Origin of the sequence: Curtobacterium sp. VKM Ac-2884, from assembly GCF_015350945.1 — a bacterium.
Taxonomy (GTDB): domain Bacteria; phylum Actinomycetota; class Actinomycetes; order Actinomycetales; family Microbacteriaceae; genus Curtobacterium.
The window spans coordinates 498,579-518,974 of record NZ_JADKSA010000001.1 but is presented as its reverse complement, the minus strand read 5'-3'; the positions used below and the strand labels follow the sequence as shown (position 1 = coordinate 518,974).

Genomic DNA, 20,396 nt, shown 5'->3' with positions numbered 1-20,396 from the left:
AGAACATCTTAGGTTAGCCTTGCCTCATGGCGAAGACTCCGCGGCTCCTGCCCGAGAATCCCCGGCTCTTCCGTGCCCGAGTCCTGCGGACCGAGCGCACGACGCCGTCGATGCAGCGCGTCACCGTCACCGGCGACGACCTGCACGAGTTCCCGTTCCTCGGCTTCGACCACTGGTTCCGCCTGTTCACCGGGCGCCCGGACCAGGACGCGTTCCGGATGCCGGACCTCGACGGCAAGAAGTGGTGGCCGACGTTCTTGGCCATCCCCGAGGAGGTCCGGCCGCACTGCGCGAACTACACCGTCGCCGCGTTCCGCCCGATGCCCGACGGCACCGCCGAGATGGACATCGACTTCGTCGTGCACACCGACGCCGACGGCGAGCCCGAGGGTCGTGCCGCGATCTGGGCCTGCGGCGCCCGCCCCGGCGACCAGCTGGCGATGCTCGACCAGGGCTGCATCTTCGACTGCCCGGACGACACCAGCGAGATCGTGATCGCGGCGGAGGAGACCGGGCTGCCCGGCGTGCTCGGCATCGCCGCGTCGCTGCCCCGGAACACCGTCGGCCGCATCATCCAAGAGGTCCCCACCGCCGGCGACGTCCGCGAGATCGACGCACCGGCCGGGGTCGCGGTCACGTGGATCATCCGCGACGAGGTCGACCACCACGCCGTCCCGGGCCGCGCCGCCCTCGCCGAACTGCAGCGGCACGTGCCCGTCGACGACCGCGGGTACGCCTTCGTGGTCGGCGAGTCGACCCTCGCCACCGAGGGCCGCCGGCACCTGCACCGTGCGGGTCTGCCGAAGGCGCGCATCACGTTCTCCGGCTTCTGGAAGCACGAGGCCAAGGAGTCCGTCTCCGCCTGAGCGGTGCCCGTTCCTTCCCATGGCGTGTGCGATGCCTGGTGCTTTCGGGCGTACCGACACGGAACTTCTCGGCAGGTACGCCCGTTTCCGCCAGGTACGCCTGATTTCGGCAGGCGACCCACGCCCGAGACACGACCGACCGACGGACGGGAGGCCCGGTGCCAGCTGGCACCGGGCCTCCCGTCAGTCGTGGGGTGGCGTCAGCCCTTGAGGCCGGAACCCGTCACGCCCTCCACGATCTGCCGCTGGAAGATCAGGTAGAGGATGATCAGCGGCAGCGCTGCCAGGAGCGCACCCGCCTGGATGTCCGCGTACCGCTGGCCGAAGCTGCCCTGGACCGTGGCGAGCCCGACCGGGATCGTCATGAGGTCCGGGTTCGACAGCACGAACAGTGGCAGCAGCAGGTTGTTCCAGACCCCGACGAAGGTCAGGATCGTCACCGCGGCGATCACCGGACGCGACAGCGGCAGGATGACCGACCAGTAGACCTTCCAGATGCCGGCACCGTCGATGCGTGCTGCTTCCTCGAGTTCGCGGGGGATCCCGTCGAAGAACTGCTTGAAGATGAACACCGCGATCACGGCGGGCACCTGCGGGAAGATGACCGACCAGTACGTGTTCAGCAGGCCGACGGCGTTGAGCTCCTGGAAGATCGGGATGATCAGCACCTGCGTCGGGATCATGATCCCGAGGATGATGAGCAGGAACGCGACGTTCCGACCGCGGAACACGAGTCGGGACAGCGCGAACGCCGCCATCGACGCGAACAGCACCGTGAGGACCGCGGTGACGATGCTCGTGATCGCGCTGGCGAGGTACCAGTTCCAGATGTCGCCGGCCTGGAACAGCGCCGCGTACGAGTGCAGCGTCGGGTTCCAGTTCGACAGGATCGAGTTCGCACCGAGGGCCGCGACGCCGTTGTCGGACAGCGACGTCTTCAGCGCGAACACGCTCGGGATGAGCCAGATGATCGCGAAGACCGTCAGGATGATGCCCGACGCGATCGTGAACCCGCGACCGCTGACGCCGATCTTGGCGGCGCTCGTGGGGGCCGCCGACGAGACGCCGGTCCGCAGCTTGGTGCGGCCGGTGGTGATGCTCTCCGTGGTGGTCATCTCAGGCACCGATCTCACGCTTGGCGGCAGCGCGCTCGACGAGCTGCCGGACGACCGCGATCGCGACGATCACGATGAACAGGAGGACCGACGCTGCCGAGGCGGCGCCGAGCCGGTTGTCGGTGAACCCGACGCCGGTGATGAGCTGCAGCGAGACCTGGGTGGAGATGCCCGGCCCGCCGTTCGTCATCAGGTACACCTGGTCGAAGATCTTCAGGCTCGCGATGATCTGCAACAGGATGACCAGCGTCGTGGTGCGACCGAGCAGCGGCAGCGTGATCGACTTGATCTGCTGCCAGTTCGACGCGCCGTCGACCGCAGCGGCCTCGTACAGCTCACGCGGGATCTCCTGCAGGCCGGCCAGGTAGAGCACGAAGTTGAAGCCGAGGGTCCACCACACGGTGGCGAGGGCGACACCGATCATCGCGGTGTTCGGGCTGGCCAGCACGCCGGCCCCCGGGGTCATCCCGAGCACCGACTGGATGCTCGCGAACAGGCCGGTGCTCGGCGTGAAGATGAACACCCAGATCAGCGAGATCGTCGCCGACGGCAGGATGAACGGCAGGAAGAACGCCAGGCGGAAGAACCACTGGCCCTTGTTCATCCGGTTCGTCAGCACGGCGAACACGAACGCCAGGATGACCAGCGGCGGGGTCGTGTACAGCGTGAACTGCAGCGTGTGCCAGAGCGAGGACCAGAAGTCGTCGCGTCCGAGCATCTCCGCGTAGTTCGCGAACCCGGCGAAGCTGCCGAGACCCGTGCGGACCGTCGAGGTGTTGAAGAAGCTCGTGACGATCATCCAGACCGTCGGGCCGAGCAGGAACGCGATGTAGAACAACCCGAACGGGGCGAGGAAGAGCCAGCCGCTGCGGCCCTGGCCACGGGTCAGGCTGCTGCGGTACGGGCGGAGTCGGCGAGGCGCGCTCGCCGCGTCCGTCGGGCGGTCGAGGACAGGTGCTGTGGTCACGTCATCGTGCCTTTCGCAGGGTGTTCACGTCGTTCGTGGTGGTCGCCGGCCCGATCACAGCGGACTCGGCGTGTTCAGGTAGGTCGACAGCTGGGACTTGATCGCGCTCAGGGCGGCGGCGGGGGAGCTGCTGCCCTGCTGCACGAGCGCCAGCTGGGCACCCACGGTGTTCTCGAACGTGGATCCGGACCCGCCGTACCAGGCGGCGTCGTCGAACACTGCGGTCTCGGCGGCCGACGCGTAGTTCGACTGCGGCGTCAGCTTCTTGTACGCGGAGCTGTCGTACGTCGGCAGGTACGCGGGGACGTGGCCACCCTGTGCCCAGGTCAGGCTCTGCTCGAGCATCTGCTTGATGAAGAGCATCGCCGCCTGCTTCTGTTCCGGCGTGCGGTCCTTGCGCGGCAGGATGAACGTGTGCGAGTCGGCCTGGGTCGCCGGCTTGTCGAAGAGCTGCGGGATCGGGGCCATCCCGAACTTCAGCCCCTTGATCGACTGTGCGGTGCTGATCTCCCACTCGCCCTGCATGAAGAAGCCCGCCTTGCCCGTGAACATGAGCGTCTGCGCGGTGGCGTAGTCGAGGCCCTTGTTGAGCCAGCCGTTCTTGACCCACTTCTGGGTCATGTCGGTGACCTTCGCGTAGGCGTCCTCGTTGACGGTGAGCTTCGCGCCGCCGTCGCTGATGAACGGCGTTGCGCCCTCGACCTGGTTGTACATCGTCCAGAAGAAGCGCCACGGGGTCGCGACCTCACTGACGTTGGCGACGTTGAGGGCCGTGCCGCCGGTGACCTTCGAGACGGCCGCGAGGGCACTCTCGAACGCGTCGATGCCGGTCAGGTCCTTGAGGTTGCCGTCAGCGTCGAGCAGCCCGGCCTTCTGGCACACGTCAACGTTGTAGAAGAGCACGAAGGGGTGGGTGTCGAGCGGCACACAGATGTTCTTGCCGTCGGTCTTCTGCGCAGCCCAGGCCTTCTGGTTGAAGTCGGCGGCGCTGAGGCCGACGCCCGCCAGGTCCTCGGACGTGATGGGGTCGAGCAGGTCACCGTCCCAGAGCGGCTTCGCCCGGGTGAGGTGGGAGATCGCGACGTCCGGCGGCTTGTTCCCGACGGTGGCGAGTGTGACCTTCGAGTAGTACGGGTTGCCCCACGCGAACGTCGTCGCCTGCAGTGAGCTCGAACCGCCGTGCTGCTTGGCGTACCCGGCTTCCATGTCCTGCATCCGGACGCCGTCGCCGCCGCCGAAGAGGTTCCAGAAGACGAGCGTCTCGGGGTTGAGGGCACTGCCGGCCAGACCGGCGGCGATGGGGCTGGAGCACGCGGCGAGCGGCAGGACCGTCGCGGCGGCCGCTCCGGCGGCGAGGAAGCCGCGGCGCGAGACGCGCGACGCGGGTGTTGCTGGGCGGTTCGGCATGGCATCACTCCATCGGGATGGGCCGGGCTCGGGAGCAGGGTCGGTGCTTCCGTCGGAGCGGTGGGTCGGTGCTCCGTGAGCGCTCACATTAGCGCTCGCGCAGATCATCCGCCACCCCTTTCGCGTCGCCGTGGAACCCGGTAGCGTTTCTGTCAGGTGAGCGCTCACTTTCGTGACGGTCCGCTTCGCTACCCCTGGCGCCGGACCGAGCACGCGCACCGCACGACCCGCAGTACCCGCTCTCGCACGATCGAAGGAGATCCATGCCCCGCACACACCTCGTCCTCGACGCCGCGTTCACCGTGGGGCCGGTGCGACGTCGCCTGTTCGGCGGGTTCGTCGAGCACCTCGGCCGCCACGTCTACGACGGCATCCACGAGCCCGCGCACGAGACCGCCGACGAGCACGGCTTCCGGAAGGACGTCGTCGAGCTCGTCAAGGAACTCGGCGTCTCCGCCATCCGCTACCCCGGCGGCAACTTCGTCTCCGGCTACAAGTGGGAGGACGGCGTCGGCCCCGTCGAGCAGCGCCCGAAGCGCCTCGACCTGGCCTGGCACTCGACCGAGACCAACGAGGTCGGCCTGCACGAGTTCCAGCACTGGCTCGACCAGGTCGGTTCGGAGCTCATGCTCGCCGTGAACCTCGGCACACGTGGCACCGCCGAAGCGATCGAGCTGCTCGAGTACGCGAACATCGACGCCGGCACCGCACTGTCCGAGTACCGCAAGTCCAACGGCCGCCAGGAGCCCTTCGCCATCAAGATGTGGTGCCTCGGCAACGAGATGGACGGCCCGTGGCAGCTCGGCCACAAGAACGCCGACGACTACGGCAAGCTCGCCGCCATGACCGCGAAGGCCATGCGCCAGATCCAGCCCGACCTCGAGCTGGTCGCCTGCGGTTCCTCCGGAGCGTCGATGCCGACGTTCGGCGAGTGGGAGCGCACCGTCCTCGAGCACACCTACGACGACGTGGACTACATCTCGGCGCACGCCTACTACGAAGAGGGCGACGACCTGCCGTCGTTCCTCGCCGCCGGCGTCAACATGGACCACTTCATCAAGACGGTCACCACCGCTGCCGACCACGTGCAGGCGCAGAAGAAGTCCGACAAGCGCATCGACATCTCGTTCGACGAGTGGAACGTGTGGTCGATCTCGAAGTGGAACGAGCAGCAGAAGACCTTCGGACCGCAGGACTGGCCGGTCGCCCCGCGCCTGCTCGAGGACGTCTACACCGTCGCCGACGCCGTCGTCGTGGGTGGACTGCTCATCTCGCTGCTCCGCCACGCGGACCGCGTCGCCTCGGCCTCGCTCGCGCAGCTCGTCAACGTCATCGGCCCGATCATGACCGAGCCCGGCGGCCCGGCCTGGCGCCAGACGACCTTCTTCCCGTTCTCGGTGACGTCGCGCCTGGCGAACGGCACGTCGCTGCAGGTCAAGGCCTCGGGTGACACCGTCGACGGCGGCAAGTACGGCGAGGTGCCGGTCGTGGACTCGGCCGCCACCGTGACCGAGGACGGCAAGGCAGCGGTCTTCCTGATCAACCGCCACCCGTCCGAGTCGACCACCGTCACGATCGACCTCGCGGGCCTGGCAGCCTCGGGCGACGTCCGTGCCGAGGGCGTCTGGGACGACGACATCCACGCCGTGAACGACCTTTCGTCCACCGAGCGCGTCGGGCTCCGTACGAACGAGACGGTGAGCCGCGACGGCGACACCATCACGATCGAGCTGCCGCCCGTGTCCTGGACCGCCGTGTCGATCGGCTGAGACGCCTCGGCGTGCGCTGCGGCGGGCGTCGAGTGAGCACAGAGGACGTCGGGCACTCGCGCCCGACGTCCTCTGCTCGTTCCCGCGCGGGCGCGCGGGGGCCGAGTCTCGGCCTGGGCGACACTTCTCGCGCCCGCGGTCGCGAGATCGGTCGCTCACCGCGAGTCTCGGGGCAGTGTGCCCGAGGCTCGGCCGGGCGGCGGACGGGAGGCCCGTGGCGGGCTGGCACCGTGCCTCCCGTCCGGTGGGTCCAGGGATTGCGGGCCGAGTCTCGGCCTGGGCGACACTTCTCGCGCCCGCGGTCGCGAGATCGGTCGCTCACTGCGAGTCTCGGCGCGCGGCCGGCGGCCCGCGGCCCGCGGCCCGCGGCCCGCGGCGCGTCAGCGCGCGGCAGGCGGCGGCGCCGTGCTCGCCCGCTCCACCAGGCGCACGGGCACCAGGTCGGGGGCAGCGGACACGCTCTCGCCGTCGATCTGGGCGAGCAGGTTCGCGACAGCTCGGCGCCCGACCTCGTCGAAGGACTGGTGCACGGTGGTGAGCGGCGGCCAGAAGGAGTCGGACTCGGGGGAGTCGTCGAACCCCACCACGCTGAGCGACGACGGCACGGACCGCCCGAACTCGTGCGCGGCGCGGAGCACCCCGAGCGCGGTCTGGTCGTTGGCGGCGAACACGGCGGTGATGTCCGGGCGTGTGGCGATGGTGAGGCCGGCGCGGTAGCCGGAGTCGGTGCTCCACCCGCCGTGGAACACCGGCGGGACGAGCCGCCCGGCGCGCTCGAGGGTGTCCTGCCACGCGGCCAACCGGCGTGCGGCGGAGTACGACGAGGTCGGTCCGGCGACGTGCCAGACGGTCTCGTGGCCGAGGTCGAGCAGGTGCTGGGTGGCCTGGCGGGCGCCGTCGGTCTGGTCGGTGTCGATCGCCGGGTGGTCGGTGCTGCCGGTGGAGTCGATGATGACCATGGGCACGCCGTCGGGCAGCACGACCTCGGCCGTGTCGATGATGTGCGACTCGATGATGATCACGACGCCGTCGACGGCCTGTTCGTGCAGGCGGGAGAACGCGGAGCGCACGCCCTCTTCGGTGCGCGAGGCCATCGGCAGCAGCGTGATCGTGAAGTCGGCGGCACCGGCGGCGTCGGCGATCGCCTCGAGCGTGCGCATGTTGCCGAAGGACGCGAGCGTGAACATGATCACGCCGATGGTGCGGAAGCGCCCCGATCGCAGGGCCCGTGCGGCACGGTTCGGCCGGTAGCCCAGGGTGTCCATCGCGCGCTGCACGCGGTCGCGGGTGTCCGGGCTGACGTTGTCGAACCCGCGGGCGACGCGCGAGACGGTCTGCATCGAGACCCCGGCGGCGTCGGCGACGGCGGCCATCGAGGGGGAGCGGCGGGTGCCGGCGGGGGACTCGGTCGTCATCGGCTCGAGCTCCTTCCGTTGCGGGATCACGCAGTCTGCGTTCCCGGACGCTAGCGCATGTTGACGTTGCCATGCTATCGTCCTGACGTTCGATGTTGACGTCAACATCTGCGACCGCCAGAGCGCCCGTCACCGGGCCCGGGTCGCGGCAGACGACACCGGACACCCGAACGCAGCAGACGAAGGAGTCACATGAGCACGCTCGCAGCGCGGCCCGGCGAGGCAGCCGCAGCGCAGCCGGCAGCCCCCCGCCCGGCAGGTCGCCGGACCAAGGCGCGGGGGCGCTACACCGGCTGGCTGTTCGTCGGACCCTTCGTGGTCGTCCTGATCGCCATGCTCATCGTCCCGATCGGCTACGCCCTCTGGCTCAGCCTGTTCCGCGACCAGCTCATCGGCGGCAACCAGTTCGTCTGGTTCGCCAACTACGTCCAGCTCTTCCAGGACGCCAAGTTCTGGTCCGGCTTCGGTCGGGTCGCGATCTTCCTGGTCGTCCAGGTGCCGATCATGCTCGGGCTCGCACTCGTGGCCGCCCTCGCGCTCGACAGCGCACGGCTCTGGGGCACGAGCTTCTTCCGCATCGCGGTGTTCCTGCCCTACGCCGTCCCCGGTGTCGTCGCGGCCCTGATCTGGGGCTTCATCTACGGCAACCAGTTCGGCCTGACCGGTGCGGCGAACGACGCGCTCGGCATCGACCTGCTGCAGCCGTTCAGCCCCAGCTGGGTGCTGACCTCCATCGGCAACGTGGTCACGTGGGAGTTCCTCGGCTACAACATGCTGATCTTCTACGCCGCACTCCGCACGGTGCCCGGTGAGCTGTACGAGGCCGCCGAGCTCGACGGCGCCGGCCCCCTGCGCACGGTCTTCTCGATCAAGCTCCCGGCCCTGCGCGGCCCGATGGTCATCGCCACGATCTTCTCGATCATCGGCAGCTTCCAGCTCTTCAACGAGCCGAACCTGCTGAAGACCCTGGCCCCGAACGTCATCGGCAGCGCCTTCACCCCGAACATGTACGCCTACTCGCTGTCCTTCAGCGGCCAGCAGTTCAACTACTCCGCCACCGTCGCGATCGTGATGGGCGTGATCACCGCGGTGATCGCCTACGTCGTCCAGGTCCGCGGAACCCGCCAGGAGAACCGATGAGCACCATCCAGCACCCCGCGACCGGCGCCGCCGGGCCGGCCACGGTCACCGAGGCGACCACGACGCAGCGCGACCCGCGCATCCGCTCGACCCGGGCCTCCCGGAAGGCCGAGCGGAAGGCCGAGCAGCACGTCGACGGACGCAAGCCGAAGCGTTCCGGCCTGCTGACCGCGGTCATGGTCGTCTTCGTCGTCTACTCGTTCGCGCCGCTGTTCTACCTGCTCGTGAACAGCACGAAGACGCAGGCGTCGCTGCTCTCCACGTTCGGGCTCTGGTTCGGCGGGGACTTCAACCTCTGGCAGAACATCGTCGACACCGTCACGTACAACGACGGCATCTTCCTGCAGTGGTTCGGCAACACGCTGCTCTACGTGGTCGTCGGTGCCGGTGGCGCCACCCTGCTCGCGACCGTCGCGGGCTACGGCATGGCGAAGTTCCAGTTCCCCGGACGCCGCGCGGTGTTCGCCATCGTGCTCGGTGCCATCGCGGTCCCCGGCACGGCCCTGGCGGTCCCGACCTTCCTGCTCTTCTCGCAGGTCGGCCTGACCAACACCCCGTGGTCGATCATCCTGCCGTCGCTCATCAGCCCGTTCGGCATGTACCTGATCTGGACCTACGCAGTCGACGCGATCCCCGCCGAGCTCCTCGAGGCCGCCCGCATGGACGGCGCCGGCGAGTTCCGGATCTTCTTCACCATCGCGCTCCGCCTCCTCGCTCCCGGTGTCGTCACCGTCCTGCTCTTCGCGGTCGTCGCGACCTGGAACAACTACTTCCTGCCGCTCATCATGCTGAGCGACCCGAAGTGGTACCCCCTGACGGTCGGCCTGAACCAGTGGAACGCCCAGGCCACCGGGTCCGGCGCGCAGCCGATCTACAACCTCGTCGTCACGGGATCGCTCCTCACGATCATCCCGATCGTGGTCGCGTTCCTCTTCCTCCAGCGCTTCTGGCAGTCCGGCCTCGCGGCCGGGTCCGTCAAGGCCTGATCCGTCGGACGGGAGGCCCGTGGCGACCCCGCCCCGCGCCTCCGGTCCGGAACACAGCAGCACTACCCCCTCTCCACGAAGAAGTGAAAGGCACCCCCATGAACAAGCGTCTCCGGCGCGGGCTCAGCGCCCTCGCCATCGGCGTCACCGCCACGATCGCCCTCGCCGCCTGCGCGTCCGGCGGCTCGTCGTCGGGTGGCTCGTCCGACGACATCACCAAGGCGCTGAAGGACGGTGGCACCCTGACCTACTGGTCGTGGACCCCCTCCGCCAAGGCCCAGGTCGCCGCGTTCGAGAAGCAGTACCCCAAGGTGAAGGTCAAGCTCGTCAACGCCGGCACCGGCGCCGACCAGTACACCAAGCTGCAGAACACCGTGAAGGCCGGCTCGGGCGCCCCCGACGTCGCCCAGGTCGAGTACTTCGCGCTGCCGCAGTTCGCCCTGTCCGACTCGCTGCTCGACCTGTCCGGCTACGGCTTCGACTCGCTCGAGGACAAGTTCGCGAAGAGCACCTGGAGCTCGGTCTCGATCGACGACAAGGTCTACGGCCTGCCGCAGGACTCCGGCCCCATGGCGCTGTTCTACAACAAGACGGTCTTCGACAAGCACGACATCGCCGTGCCGAAGACGTGGGACGAGTACGTCGCCGCTGCGAAGAAGCTGCACGAGGCCGACCCGAACGCCTACATCGCGGCCGACTCCGGGGACGCCGGCTTCACCACGAGCATGATCGCCCAGGCCGGCGGCACCCCGTTCACCACCGACGGTGACAAGGTGACCATCAACCTGCAGGACGAGGGCTCGAAGAAGTGGACGAGCACCTGGAACGAGCTCGTCGAGCAGGGCCTGCTGTCGAAGACCGTCGGCTGGACCGACGACTGGTACAAGCAGCTCGGCAACGGTGAGATCGCCACGATGATCACCGGTGCCTGGATGCCCGGCAACCTGGAGTCCGGCGTCGCCCAGGCCTCGGGTGACTGGCGCGTCGCCCCGATGCCGACCTACGACGGTGGCACCGCCCAGACCGCGAACAACGGCGGCAGCGCCGAGGTCGTCATGAAGCAGTCGAAGAACCCGGCCCTGGCCGCGGGCTTCCTGAAGTGGCTGAACTCGTCCAAGGAGTCGACCGACGTCTTCATGAAGTCCGGTGGGTTCCCCTCGACGACCGCTGACCTCGACTCGTCCGCCTTCCTCGACGAGAAGCCGTCCTACTTCGGTGGGCAGCAGATCAACAAGGTGCTCGTCGACGCGTCGAAGTCCTCGGACAACGACTTCACCTACCTGCCGTACCAGGTGTACGCGAACAGCGTCTACGCCGACACCGTCGGTCAGGCGTACGAGAACGGCACCTCGCTCGACGCCGGCCTCGAGGCCTGGCAGAAGGCCCTCGCCAAGTACGGCAAGGACCAGGGCTTCACGGTCTCGACCAAGTAGCACCGGCACCAACTCCCCGGGGTCGTGCGGACATCGTCCGCACGACCCCGCTGTCTGAAAGAGTCATCTCATGCGATTCGCCATCGGCGACACCGACTTCCTGCTCGACGGCGAGCCGCACCGCGTGCTGTCCGGTGCGATCCACTACTTCCGCGTGCACCCCGACCTGTGGGCCGACCGGATCCGCAAGGCGAAGCTGATGGGCCTCAACACCATCGAGACCTACGTCGCCTGGAACGCGCACGCGCCGTCGCCCGACGTCTTCGACCTGACCGGCGGGCTCGACCTCGGCCGGTTCCTCGACCTCGTCGCCGCCGAGGGCATGCACGCCATCGTCCGCCCCGGCCCCTACATCTGCGCGGAGTGGACCAACGGCGGCCTGCCGTACTGGTTGTTCGCGGACGGCTCCGTGGGCGTCCGGCGCAACGAGCCCGGGTTCCTCGCGGCGGTCCAGACGTACCTGCAGCAGCTGGCCCCCGTGCTGGTCCCGCGGCAGATCGACCAGGGCGGGCCCATCGTCCTGGTGCAGGTCGAGAACGAGTACGGCGCGTACGGCTCCGACCCCGAGTACCTGCGTGCACTCGAGCAGATACACCGCGACATCGGGCTGACCGTCCCGTTCACGAGCGTCGACCAGCCGATGGGCACGATGCTCGAGGACGGTTCGCTGCCGTCGCTGCACAAGACCGGCTCGTTCGGCTCGCGGTCCGCCGCGCGCCTCGAGCGGCTCCGCCAGGCCCAGCCCACCGGCCCCCTGATGTGTTCGGAGTTCTGGGACGGCTGGTTCGACAGCTGGGGCGAGCACCACCACACCACCTCGGCCGCGGACAGCGCTGCGGACCTCGACGTCCTGCTCGCCGCCGGTGGCTCGGTCAACATCTACATGTTCCACGGCGGCACGAACTTCGGCTTCACGAACGGCGCGAACGACAAGGGTGTGTACCGGCCGATCGCGACGTCGTACGACTACGACGCCCCGCTCGACGAGGCGGGCCGACCGACGCCGAAGTTCCACGCCTTCCGCGCGGTCATCGAGCGTTACGCGCCCGTGCCGCCGTTGCCGGCGTCGATGGAGCCGGGTGGATCGGGTCGACTCGAGTCCGCAGGCTCCGACCGTTCCCCCCGTTCCGACCGCTCGGACGCGGGCGACCTGGAGGCCCGGGTCGCCCCCGCCACGGACCTCGCCGTCCGCCTCGACCGCGTCGCGTCGCTGCGCTCCCTGCTGCCCACGCTCACGACCTGGTCGGCGCACGACGAGCCGCCGACGTTCGACGCCCTCGGTGCGGCCAGCGGCTTCGTCCTGTACCGGGCCGAGGTCGACCTGCCCGCCGGCGGTGTGCTCACCATCGGGGAAGAGGTCCGCGACCGTGCGATCGTCAGTGTCAACGGCACCGTCGTCGGCGTCCTGGAGCGCGAGCACCACGACCGCGCCGTCGTCCTGCCGCCGGTCACCGGCACGCTCGAACTGCTCGTCGAGGACCAGGGCCGGGTCGACTACGGCGTGCGGATCGGCGAACCGAAGGGCCTGATCGGCGGGGTCGCGGTCGACGGTGTCCCGCTCTCGCGCTGGACTGCGGCACCGTTGGCGCTCGACCCGATCGCACCGTCCGCCCTCGATGCGCTGTCCGCCGTGGAACCGACGGACAGCGAGGTGCTCGCGGGGCCGACGTTCGCCGCGGGGTCGTTCGACCTCGACGTGGTGGACGACCGCTACCTGGCGCTCGACGGCTTCCGCAAGGGTGTCGCCTGGGTGAACGGGTTCTGCCTCGGTCGGTACTGGTCGCGCGGCCCGCAGCAGACCCTGGCGATCCCCGGCCCGGTCCTGCGCCAGGGCCGGAACGAGCTCGTCGTCCTCGAGTTGCACGCGTCCGCGTCCCGCACGGCCCACCTGCTCCTCGAGCCGTCCTTGGGTCACACCGAGGGCTGACGAGGCTCGCCGCGCGCGCCTGGTCGAATCGGGCGTACCTAGTCGGAACTTCCGACCAGGTACGCCCGATTCCGCTTTCCACCACGGGCGCTCTGGGAAGGATCAGTCGGCGTCGAGGGCGTCCAGATCGGCGAGGGCCTGCTCGGCGTCGGCGATCCGATCGGCCTCGGGGCGCGTCCACCACTCCGGACCCCGTTCGCCGAGCCCGTGCTTCGCGAGTCCGTTCCGGTGCCGGGCCGCGGCCAGGGCGTCGTCGTCGCCCGAGTGCTTGGCCTGCTTGACGGCATTGCGACCGCGGCCGAGGTGGCTCCGGAGCGCCGCCGCGACGTCTTCGGGCAGCGCGGGGTCGGTGCGGCGCCATCGTCGCCCGTTGACGACGAAGAAGTGGTCGTCGGCTTCGGCGGTCATGGTCCGAGCGTGCCAGGTCACGCCTGGTGGCGCTCCGCCAGGGCTCGTCGGACCTGGTCACCGCGCACGGGGCGTCCGGCCAGCGTGCCGCGCGGGACCCCCGCCGCCCGGAACCCGTCGAGCACCAGGTCCACCCAGCGTCGGTACGCCTCGGGTGCGACACGGCCGAAGGTGCGGATCGTCTCCGCGATCGACAGCTGCAGGAGTGCGACGTCGGCCAGGGTGGCGTCGGCGCGGATGACCGCGGCCGCCTGCCCGGCTGTGAAGAGGGCGTCGATCCCGTCCTGCACGGCGATGCGGAGCCGGAGGAGTTCCGGAGCGTCGCGGTAGTCGGTGGTCATGAGCTCGCTGAACCCGGTGCGGCGCGCCTCGATGGCCGCCGTCTCGCGGACGAAGGTCGCGAAGCCCTCCCATGGGTCCGAGGCGGACAACTCGCGGCAGTGCTCGACGAGGTCGAGCACCTCGTGCATCGGATCGACCAGGACGGCTTCCCACAGCGCCGCGCGGGTCGGGAAGTGCCGGTACAGGGTCGCGTTGCCGAGTCCCGCTGCGACCGCGATCGGCTCCAGTGCAGCCTGGAGGCCGTGGGCGGTGAACGCGGACCGGGCCGCGTCGACGAGCGCCTGACGGTTCCGGGCGACGTCTCGGCGGGTCATGCACCGAGCCTAGATCGCGTGGCCGGGAATACGGGGAGCAGTGCCCGGTTTGAAACGGGGACAACCATCCGTTTCACTCCCTGGAGTTCCCCGTGCACATCGCTGCCGTCGTCCTGTCCCTCGTCCTCGCCGTGGCCCTGCTCGGCTCGGGCGTCATGAAACTCGTCCGCAACCCGAAGATCGTCGCCTCGATGCAGGCCGTCCACGTCACCGCCTCGCAGATGACGGTCCTCGGGGTGCTCGAGGTCGCCGCTGCGGCCGGGCTCGTCATCGGCATCTGGTGGGTGCCGCTCGCCATCGCCGCGGCCATCGGCGCGGTGGTCTACTTCGTCGGCGCCGTGGTGGCGCACCTCCGAGCGCACGACCGGGACCTGCAGGGCGCCGTCGTCCTGCTGGTGCTCTCGGTCGCGACGCTCGTGGTGCTCCTGCTCGCGCTGTAGCCCGCTGTTCCGGGCCGACGGCTCAGGGGATGAGTCGGTCGGCCCGGTAGCGCGCGAAGAGGTCGGCGAACGCGCGTTCGGTCCGGCGGAAGGCCGTGAACCCGGCCTCGCGGCTCTTCCCCATGTCGGTGACGACCTCCATCGCGCGACCGAGGTCGGCGTCGGTGTGCCACCACGAGGCGAGCCGTGTGATGTCCGCCTCGGCCAGACCGTGTCGCTCGGCGATGCCGGCCCACTCCGACTCGTACGGCGCCATCTGCTGCTCGAGCGGACGCGGCTCGTCTTGGTACCCGACCACGCGCGCCGGGTCGACGCCGAGGTGTGCAGCCAGGCGCGGCCACATCCAGCGCCACCGGAAGACGTCGCCGTTCACGATGTTGAAGGCCTCGTCGGCACCCTCGGGTGCGGTCGCCGCCCAGACCATCTGCTCAGCGAGGATCCCCGCCTCGGTCATGTCGGTCAGGCCGTTCCACTGCGCCTCGCTGCCCGGGAACACGAAGTCCAGGTCGAGCTCCTTCGCCAGGGTGGCCTGCACCGCGATCGTCAGGCCCATGTTCATCGCGTTGCCGACGGCGTGCCCGATCACGGTGTGCGAGCGGTGCACCGACCACGTGAAGCCCTGGCGCTCAGCGGCGGCGAAGAGTTCGTCCTCCTGCGCGTAGTAGAAGTTCGGGGTGTCCAGGCGGGGCTCTTCCTCGTGGAAGGGCGTGTCCGGCATCTCGCCCGCGGCGTAGGCCTCGAAGGGGCCGAGGTAGTGCTTGAGCCCGGTCACCAGCGCGACGTGCGCCAGTGGAGCGTGCGCGAGTGCGGCGAGCAGGTCGCGGACCATGCCGCCGTTCACGCGGATGTTCTCGGCTTCGGTCTCCTGGCGCTGCCACGCGGTGAAGAACACGTGCGTGGGACGTTCGTCGGCCAGGGCGGCGCCGAGGCTGTCGGGGTCGCGGAGGTCCGCGGCGACGGTCCGGACGTCCTGCTGGGGGAGCGGTCGGCGCGACAGCGCGGTCACGTTCCAGCCGAGGCCGAGCAGGTGGCTCACCAGGGCGGAGCCGGTGATGCCGCTCGCGCCCACGACGAGGGCTCGGGGCTGGACGGGGGTCGGTTCGGTCGATCCGGTTGCAGTCATCTCCGTCCCCAACCGACGGTGCGCGACAGGTGTTCCCTCACCGCGGGCGACGGATGCGGATCGGACCCTTCGCCGTCGACGGGTCCACCACGGAGCCGCCCTGGGTGATCTCGACCTCGCCGCGGGCCATCATGCGCCGGGCCGCTCGACGGGCGGGTTCCATGAGCGGGCGCCAGTCGTCCGGATCGAGCGACCTCGCCACCTCGGACGGGCAGATGCTCGAGGTGCGTGCCCGGGCGGCGAGCAGTTCGTCGATCCGCTGTTCGAGCGCCAGGTCCGTCGGGTCGACCCCGTGGCGACGGCAGGCACGGGAACACCACTTGGATTCGGGCGCCGCCGTCGACGGCATCCGACGGCCGCACGACGCGCAGGTCCGCTCGGCCTGTGCCGATTCCGACGCCGCAGCGTCCGCTTCCGTCCTGATCGCACGTCCCATGCCCACATCCTCGTCCTGCCGTCCCTGTCCGTTCCCAGCACGGGAGCGCCGAGCACAGGCGCGGCTGGCAGCATCGGAGCGGTGAGAACCGACACCGCACCGATCCGTCAGCCCGAGCCCGCCTGGGTCCCGCACGTCATGTGGTGGCACGTGTACCCGCTCGGGTTCGTCGGGGCTGATGTGCGCCCCGGGGGGCCGGTCGAGGAGCGCGCCGTCGAGCACCGTCTCGGTCGCATCGAACCCTGGCTCGACCACATCGTGGACCTCGGGCTGAACGGCCTCGTGCTCGGGCCGGTGTTCGCGAGTTCCACCCATGGCTACGACACGGTGGACCACTTCCGGATCGACCCCCGGCTCGGCGACGACGCCGACTTCGCGCGCCTGGTGTCCGCGGCGCACGAGCGGGGGATCCGGGTCCTGCTCGACGGTGTCTTCAACCACGTCGGCCGTGAGCACCCGGCGTTCCGGGCGATCGAAGAAGCAGGACCGGACGCGGCGACCGCTGGCCTGTTCGCGATCGACTGGTCGGGGTGGTCGCCGGGGCAGCCGGTGCCCGTCGGGTTGTTCGAGGGACACGACATCCTCGTGGCGCTGGACCACGACAGCCGAGCGACCGAGGACCTCGTCGTGCAGATCATGACGCACTGGCTGGAGCGTGGGATCGACGGCTGGCGCCTCGATGCGGCGTACGCGGTGCCACCGGCGTTCTGGGCAAGGGTGCTGCCGCGGGTGCGCGAGCGGTTCCCGGACGCGTGGTTCAGCGGTGAGGTGATCCACGGCGACGCGGCGGCGATCGCGCGGGAGTCGACCATGGACTCGTTGACGCAGTACGAACTGTGGCAGGGCATCTGGCACGGCATCGCGGACGGCAACGGCCACGAACTGGCGCACGCGATCGAGCGGCACGACGCCCTGCTCGAGACGTTCGCCCCGACGACGTTCATCGGCAACCACGACGTGACCCGCATCGCGAGCGCGGTGGGGGAGCAGTTCGCCGGGCACGCGGCCGCGGTGTTGTTCACCGTCGCCGGCACCCCGATCGTCTACGCGGGCGACGAGTACGGCTGGACCGGGGTGAAGGAGGAACGCGAGGGCGGTGACGACGCGGTCCGACCGGAGTTCCCGGACACACCACCCGCAGCGGGGGACCTGACGCACGCGTACGAGGCCCTGATCGCCCTGCGCCGCCGTAACCCCTGGCTGCACCGGGCGCACACCGACGTCGTGCACCTGACGAACACGGCGGTCGTCCTGCGGACCGCGACGTCGGACGCGGCCGTGGTGACCGCCCTGAACCTGTCGGCCGATCCCGTCGAGGTGCCCGCGGCGGATGCGACGCAGGTGGAGGCGGGCGGTGCCGACCTGGGGAACGGAACCCTGCGCCTCCCGGCCAGGGGGTGGGCGGTCCTGTCCCGCTGACGCAACGAGACTCGGGCTGGGCGACAGTCCTCGCGCCTGGAGACGCGAGTCGTGTCGCTCAGCCCGAGTCTCGGGGAGCGGCGGAGGTGCTACTTGCGCGCGGCAGCCGCCCGACGCTTGTTGAACACGTCGAACGCGACGGCGGCGAGCAGGACCAAGCCCTTGATGAGCGACTGGTACTCGGTGCCGACGCCGAGGATCGACATGCCGTTGTTCAGCAGGCCGATGATGAGACCACCGACGATGGCGCCCGGGACCGTGCCGATGCCGCCGGTGACCGCTGCGCCACCGATGAACACCGCGGCGATGGCGTCGAGTTCGAAACCGTTGCCCGCACCGGGTGCCGCCAGGTTGAGCTGGCCGGTGAAGACCACGCCTGCCAGGGCCGAGATGACCCCCATGTTGACGAAGAGCATGAACGTGACGCGCTTCGTCTTCACGCCGGACAGCTGCGCGGCCAGGGCGTTGCCGCCGATGGCGTAGACGTGGCGGCCGAACACCGCGCTCCGCATGATGACCGAGTAGATCACCACGAGCGCACCGAGGATGACGAGCACGATCGGGGTGCCGTTGTAGCTCGCGAGCAGCAGGGCCACGTAGACGACGAGCACGACGCCGAAGACGAGCTTCACGATGAACCAGGCGAACGGTTCGCTCTCGAGCTGGTACTTCCGGCGGGTGGCCCGGCCGCGGAACGCGGTGACGGCCATGACGGCCGCGGCGGCGAAGCCGAGGATCATCGTGAGCGGCTCGTACCCGGTGGTGCCGAACGACGGCAGGAAGCCGGAGCCGAGGGCACGGAACCCGTCCGGGAACGGCGAGATCTGCTGGTTGTGCAGCACGATCTGGGCCGCACCGCGGAAGGCGAGCATGCCGGCCAGGGTGACGATGAACGCCGGGATCCCGAAGTAGGCGATCCAGAACCCCTGCCAGGCGCCGACGAGCGCTCCGACGACGAGGCAGAGCACGACGGCGATCGGCCACGGGATGTGCCACTGCGTGATCATCACGCCGGCCATGGCGCCGGTGAAGGCGACGACCGACCCGACGGACAGGTCGATGTGCCCGGCGATGATGACCATCACCATGCCGATGGCGAGGATGAGGATGTAGCTGTTCTGGACGATCAGGTTCGAGACGTTGATCGGGGCCAGGGTGATGCCGTTGGTCGTCACCTGGAAGAAGACGACGATGACGATCAGCGCGATGAACAGGCCGATCTGTCGGAGCTGCCCGGTGAGGTAGCCGGCGGCGGACTTAAGCGCGTTCATTGACAGGGGTCTCCCGTTCCTGGGTCATGTACTGCATGAGGACCTCTGGGGTGGCCTCGGAGCGGGGCACATCGGCGGTGATGGTGCCCTCGGAGAGTGTGTAGATGCGGTCGCAGATGCCGAGGAGCTCCGGGAGCTCCGAGGAGATCACGATGACCCCCTTGCCCTGGTCCGCCAGGCTGTTGATGATCGTGTAGATCTCGTACTTCGCACCGACGTCGATGCCGCGGGTGGGCTCGTCGAGGATGAGCACGTCCGGATCGGTGTACATCCACTTCGACAGGACGACCTTCTGCTGGTTGCCGCCGGAGAGCTTGCCCGTGATGACGTCGACGTTCGGTGCCTTGATGTTGAGGTTCTTCAGGAACTGCCCGGCGACCGTGGTCTCCTCGGACGCGTTCACGAAGCCCCAGCTGGCGAGCTTGCCGAGCGCCGACCCGGAGATGTTCCGTTTGATGTCGTCGATCAGGTTCAGGCCGTAGCGCTTGCGGTCCTCGGTGACGTAGGCGATGCCGTGGTCGATCGCCTGCGACACCGTGTGGGTCTTGATCGGCTCGCCGCGCTTGTAGACGGTGCCGCTGATGCCGGATCCGTACGACCGGCCGAACACGCTCATCGCGAGTTCGGTCCGCCCGGCGCCCATGAGTCCGGCGATGCCGACGATCTCGCCGGCGCGCACGTTCAGGTCGACCTGGTGGATGATCTCGCGCGACCCGTCGAGCGGGTGGTGGACCGTCCAGTCCTCGATCCGCAGGAGCTCCTCGCCGATCTTCGGCTCGTGCTCGGGGTACCGGTTCGACAGGTCGCGGCCGACCATCCCGCGGATGATGCGGTCCTCGGAGACGTCGTCGGCGTGCATGTCGAGCGTCTCGATGGTCTTGCCGTCACGGATGATCGTGACCTTGTCGGCGATCGCCTTGATCTCGTTGAGCTTGTGGCTGATGATGATCGCCGTCATGCCCTCGGCCTGCAGCGAGCGGATGAGCTCGAGCAGGTGCGCGGAGTCGTCGTCGTTCAGTGCGGCTGTGGGCTCGTCGAGGATGAGGAGCTTGACCTTCTTCGACAGTGCCTTCGCGATCTCGACGAGCTGCTGCTTGCCGACACCGATGTCCACGATCTTCGTGACCGGGTTGTCCTTGAGACCGACGCGCTGGAGGAGCTCGGCTGCTGCCAGGTTCGTCTTGTTCCAGTCGATGAAGCCGCCCTTGGACCGCTCGTTGCCGAGGAAGATGTTCTCGGCGATCGACAGGAACGGGCTGAGCGCGAGCTCCTGGTGGATGATGACGACGCCGGCTGCTTCGGAACCGTTGATGTCGTGGAACTCGACGGGTGACCCGTCGAGCAGGATCTCGCCCTCGAAGGAGCCGTGCGCGTAGACGCCCGACAACACCTTCATGAGGGTCGACTTGCCGGCGCCGTTCTCGCCGCAGATGGCGTGGACCTGGCCACGCTCGACCTCGATCGAGACGCCCTGCAGGGCCTTCACGCCGGGGAACGTCTTGGTGATGTCACGCATCTCGAGGATCGTGTCCGTCACGTCGACCGCCTTCCGTGGTGCGCGCCGTGGCGCGCGGATGGGGCGGACGGGAGGCACGGGGCGGGGTCGACCCGTGCCTCC

The 20,396-nt window shown here is 69.2% G+C and carries 18 protein-coding genes; 8 read left to right on the top strand and 10 right to left on the bottom strand.

The genetic code is table 11. From position 1 onward, the window contains the following. Positions 1-26 precede the first annotated feature (26 nt). Positions 27-866: a siderophore-interacting protein gene (locus tag ITJ60_RS02445; protein ID WP_194646735.1), complete on the top strand. Its 840-nt coding sequence runs from the start codon at positions 27-29 to the stop codon at positions 864-866. Between the two features lie 200 nt (positions 867-1,066). On the opposite strand, the gene ITJ60_RS02440 is transcribed toward ITJ60_RS02445, so the two are convergent. Genes ITJ60_RS02440 through ITJ60_RS02430 form a run of 3 tightly spaced genes read right to left on the bottom strand, consistent with a single transcriptional unit; the run spans position 1,067 to position 4,355 of the window. After that, positions 1,067-1,981, bottom strand: a complete 915-nt coding sequence (locus tag ITJ60_RS02440; protein ID WP_194646734.1) for a carbohydrate ABC transporter permease — start codon at positions 1,979-1,981, stop codon at positions 1,067-1,069. A 1-nt stretch (position 1,982) separates the two neighbouring features. After that, positions 1,983-2,948 carry a carbohydrate ABC transporter permease gene (locus tag ITJ60_RS02435; protein ID WP_194646732.1) on the bottom strand — a complete coding sequence of 322 codons (966 nt, stop codon included), beginning with the start codon at positions 2,946-2,948 and terminating at the stop codon, positions 1,983-1,985. 54 nt (positions 2,949-3,002) lie between these two features. Next, positions 3,003-4,355 carry an extracellular solute-binding protein gene (locus tag ITJ60_RS02430; protein WP_194646730.1) on the bottom strand — a complete coding sequence of 451 codons (1,353 nt, stop codon included), beginning with the start codon at positions 4,353-4,355 and terminating at the stop codon, positions 3,003-3,005. A gap of 263 nt (positions 4,356-4,618) precedes the next feature. Here ITJ60_RS02430 and ITJ60_RS02425 point away from each other — a divergent pair, with 263 nt between their 5' ends. Then, positions 4,619-6,124 (top strand): alpha-N-arabinofuranosidase, encoded by a 1,506-nt coding sequence (locus ITJ60_RS02425; RefSeq protein ID WP_194646728.1) that lies wholly within the window; start codon positions 4,619-4,621, stop codon positions 6,122-6,124. A 380-nt stretch (positions 6,125-6,504) separates the two neighbouring features. On the opposite strand, the gene ITJ60_RS02420 is transcribed toward ITJ60_RS02425, so the two are convergent. Then, positions 6,505-7,539, bottom strand: coding sequence for a LacI family DNA-binding transcriptional regulator (locus ITJ60_RS02420; protein ID WP_194646727.1), 1,035 nt, complete (start codon positions 7,537-7,539; stop codon positions 6,505-6,507). Between the two features lie 192 nt (positions 7,540-7,731). Between ITJ60_RS02420 and ITJ60_RS02415 the strand changes: the two genes are divergently transcribed. The 4 genes from ITJ60_RS02415 (at position 7,732) to ITJ60_RS02400 (ending at position 13,025) form a co-directional block, all read left to right on the top strand. Beyond that, the gene (locus ITJ60_RS02415) at positions 7,732-8,679 is read left to right on the top strand and encodes a carbohydrate ABC transporter permease (protein ID WP_111086247.1); all 948 of its coding nucleotides are present in this window, start codon (positions 7,732-7,734) and stop codon (positions 8,677-8,679) included. Further along, the gene (locus ITJ60_RS02410) at positions 8,676-9,665 is read left to right on the top strand and encodes a carbohydrate ABC transporter permease (protein WP_228509687.1); all 990 of its coding nucleotides are present in this window, start codon (positions 8,676-8,678) and stop codon (positions 9,663-9,665) included. Before ITJ60_RS02415 ends, ITJ60_RS02410 begins: the two co-directional genes overlap by 4 nt. A gap of 98 nt (positions 9,666-9,763) precedes the next feature. Beyond that, positions 9,764-11,098: an ABC transporter substrate-binding protein gene (locus ITJ60_RS02405; protein WP_194646725.1), complete on the top strand. Its 1,335-nt coding sequence runs from the start codon at positions 9,764-9,766 to the stop codon at positions 11,096-11,098. Positions 11,099-11,168: 70 nt separating this feature from the next. Continuing rightward, positions 11,169-13,025: a glycoside hydrolase family 35 protein gene (locus ITJ60_RS02400; RefSeq protein ID WP_194646723.1), complete on the top strand. Its 1,857-nt coding sequence runs from the start codon at positions 11,169-11,171 to the stop codon at positions 13,023-13,025. Between the two features lie 102 nt (positions 13,026-13,127). Here the strand turns inward: ITJ60_RS02400 and ITJ60_RS02395 are convergent, their stop codons facing one another. Together ITJ60_RS02395 and ITJ60_RS02390 are read right to left on the bottom strand one after the other, a co-directional pair. Then, positions 13,128-13,433: a biopolymer transporter Tol gene (locus tag ITJ60_RS02395; protein WP_194646721.1), complete on the bottom strand. Its 306-nt coding sequence runs from the start codon at positions 13,431-13,433 to the stop codon at positions 13,128-13,130. Positions 13,434-13,450: 17 nt separating this feature from the next. Continuing rightward, positions 13,451-14,089 carry a TetR/AcrR family transcriptional regulator gene (locus tag ITJ60_RS02390; RefSeq protein WP_194646719.1) on the bottom strand — a complete coding sequence of 213 codons (639 nt, stop codon included), beginning with the start codon at positions 14,087-14,089 and terminating at the stop codon, positions 13,451-13,453. A gap of 92 nt (positions 14,090-14,181) precedes the next feature. On the opposite strand from ITJ60_RS02390, the gene ITJ60_RS02385 reads away from it, so the two are divergent. Then, entirely contained in the window at positions 14,182-14,529 is a 348-nt protein-coding gene (locus tag ITJ60_RS02385) for a DoxX family protein (protein ID WP_194646717.1), read from the top strand. Positions 14,530-14,551: 22 nt separating this feature from the next. Here the strand turns inward: ITJ60_RS02385 and ITJ60_RS02380 are convergent, their stop codons facing one another. Together ITJ60_RS02380 and ITJ60_RS02375 are read right to left on the bottom strand one after the other, a co-directional pair. Continuing rightward, positions 14,552-15,652 carry an SDR family oxidoreductase gene (locus tag ITJ60_RS02380; RefSeq protein WP_194646715.1) on the bottom strand — a complete coding sequence of 367 codons (1,101 nt, stop codon included), beginning with the start codon at positions 15,650-15,652 and terminating at the stop codon, positions 14,552-14,554. A gap of 37 nt (positions 15,653-15,689) precedes the next feature. Continuing rightward, a complete protein-coding gene (locus ITJ60_RS02375) occupies positions 15,690-16,088 on the bottom strand; it encodes a DUF3253 domain-containing protein (protein ID WP_194646713.1) in 399 nt (132 codons plus the stop codon). A gap of 81 nt (positions 16,089-16,169) precedes the next feature. On the opposite strand from ITJ60_RS02375, the gene ITJ60_RS02370 reads away from it, so the two are divergent. Then, positions 16,170-17,507: an alpha-amylase family glycosyl hydrolase gene (locus ITJ60_RS02370; RefSeq protein ID WP_323749080.1), complete on the top strand. Its 1,338-nt coding sequence runs from the start codon at positions 16,170-16,172 to the stop codon at positions 17,505-17,507. Positions 17,508-17,596: 89 nt separating this feature from the next. On the opposite strand, the gene mmsB is transcribed toward ITJ60_RS02370, so the two are convergent. Together mmsB and mmsA are read right to left on the bottom strand one after the other, a co-directional pair. Next, positions 17,597-18,778, bottom strand: a complete 1,182-nt coding sequence (gene mmsB, locus ITJ60_RS02365; protein ID WP_111086259.1) for a multiple monosaccharide ABC transporter permease — start codon at positions 18,776-18,778, stop codon at positions 17,597-17,599. After that, complete coding sequence (gene mmsA, locus ITJ60_RS02360) at positions 18,765-20,315, bottom strand: multiple monosaccharide ABC transporter ATP-binding protein (protein WP_194646712.1); 1,551 nt, start codon at positions 20,313-20,315, stop codon at positions 18,765-18,767. Before mmsA ends, mmsB begins: the two co-directional genes overlap by 14 nt. Between the last annotated feature and the right edge of the window lie 81 nt (positions 20,316-20,396).

Excerpts from the sequence above, each read along its gene's own strand:
- ITJ60_RS02420 (WP_194646727.1), bottom strand. The coding sequence starts at position 7,539 with ATGACGACCGAGTCCCCCGCCGGCACCCGCCGCTCCCCCTCGATGGCC.
- ITJ60_RS02440 (WP_194646734.1), bottom strand. The coding sequence starts at position 1,981 with ATGACCACCACGGAGAGCATCACCACCGGCCGCACCAAGCTGCGGACC.
- mmsB (WP_111086259.1), bottom strand. The coding sequence starts at position 18,778 with ATGAACGCGCTTAAGTCCGCCGCCGGCTACCTCACCGGGCAGCTCCGA.
- ITJ60_RS02425 (WP_194646728.1), top strand. The coding sequence starts at position 4,619 with ATGCCCCGCACACACCTCGTCCTCGACGCCGCGTTCACCGTGGGGCCG.
- ITJ60_RS02375 (WP_194646713.1), bottom strand. The coding sequence starts at position 16,088 with ATGGGACGTGCGATCAGGACGGAAGCGGACGCTGCGGCGTCGGAATCG.
- ITJ60_RS02415 (WP_111086247.1), top strand. The coding sequence starts at position 7,732 with ATGAGCACGCTCGCAGCGCGGCCCGGCGAGGCAGCCGCAGCGCAGCCG.
- ITJ60_RS02400 (WP_194646723.1), top strand. The coding sequence starts at position 11,169 with ATGCGATTCGCCATCGGCGACACCGACTTCCTGCTCGACGGCGAGCCG.
- ITJ60_RS02430 (WP_194646730.1), bottom strand. The coding sequence starts at position 4,355 with ATGCCGAACCGCCCAGCAACACCCGCGTCGCGCGTCTCGCGCCGCGGC.
- ITJ60_RS02380 (WP_194646715.1), bottom strand. The coding sequence starts at position 15,652 with ATGACTGCAACCGGATCGACCGAACCGACCCCCGTCCAGCCCCGAGCC.
- ITJ60_RS02445 (WP_194646735.1), top strand. The coding sequence starts at position 27 with ATGGCGAAGACTCCGCGGCTCCTGCCCGAGAATCCCCGGCTCTTCCGT.
- ITJ60_RS02395 (WP_194646721.1), bottom strand. The coding sequence starts at position 13,433 with ATGACCGCCGAAGCCGACGACCACTTCTTCGTCGTCAACGGGCGACGA.
- ITJ60_RS02410 (WP_228509687.1), top strand. The coding sequence starts at position 8,676 with ATGAGCACCATCCAGCACCCCGCGACCGGCGCCGCCGGGCCGGCCACG.
- ITJ60_RS02390 (WP_194646719.1), bottom strand. The coding sequence starts at position 14,089 with ATGACCCGCCGAGACGTCGCCCGGAACCGTCAGGCGCTCGTCGACGCG.
- ITJ60_RS02405 (WP_194646725.1), top strand. The coding sequence starts at position 9,764 with ATGAACAAGCGTCTCCGGCGCGGGCTCAGCGCCCTCGCCATCGGCGTC.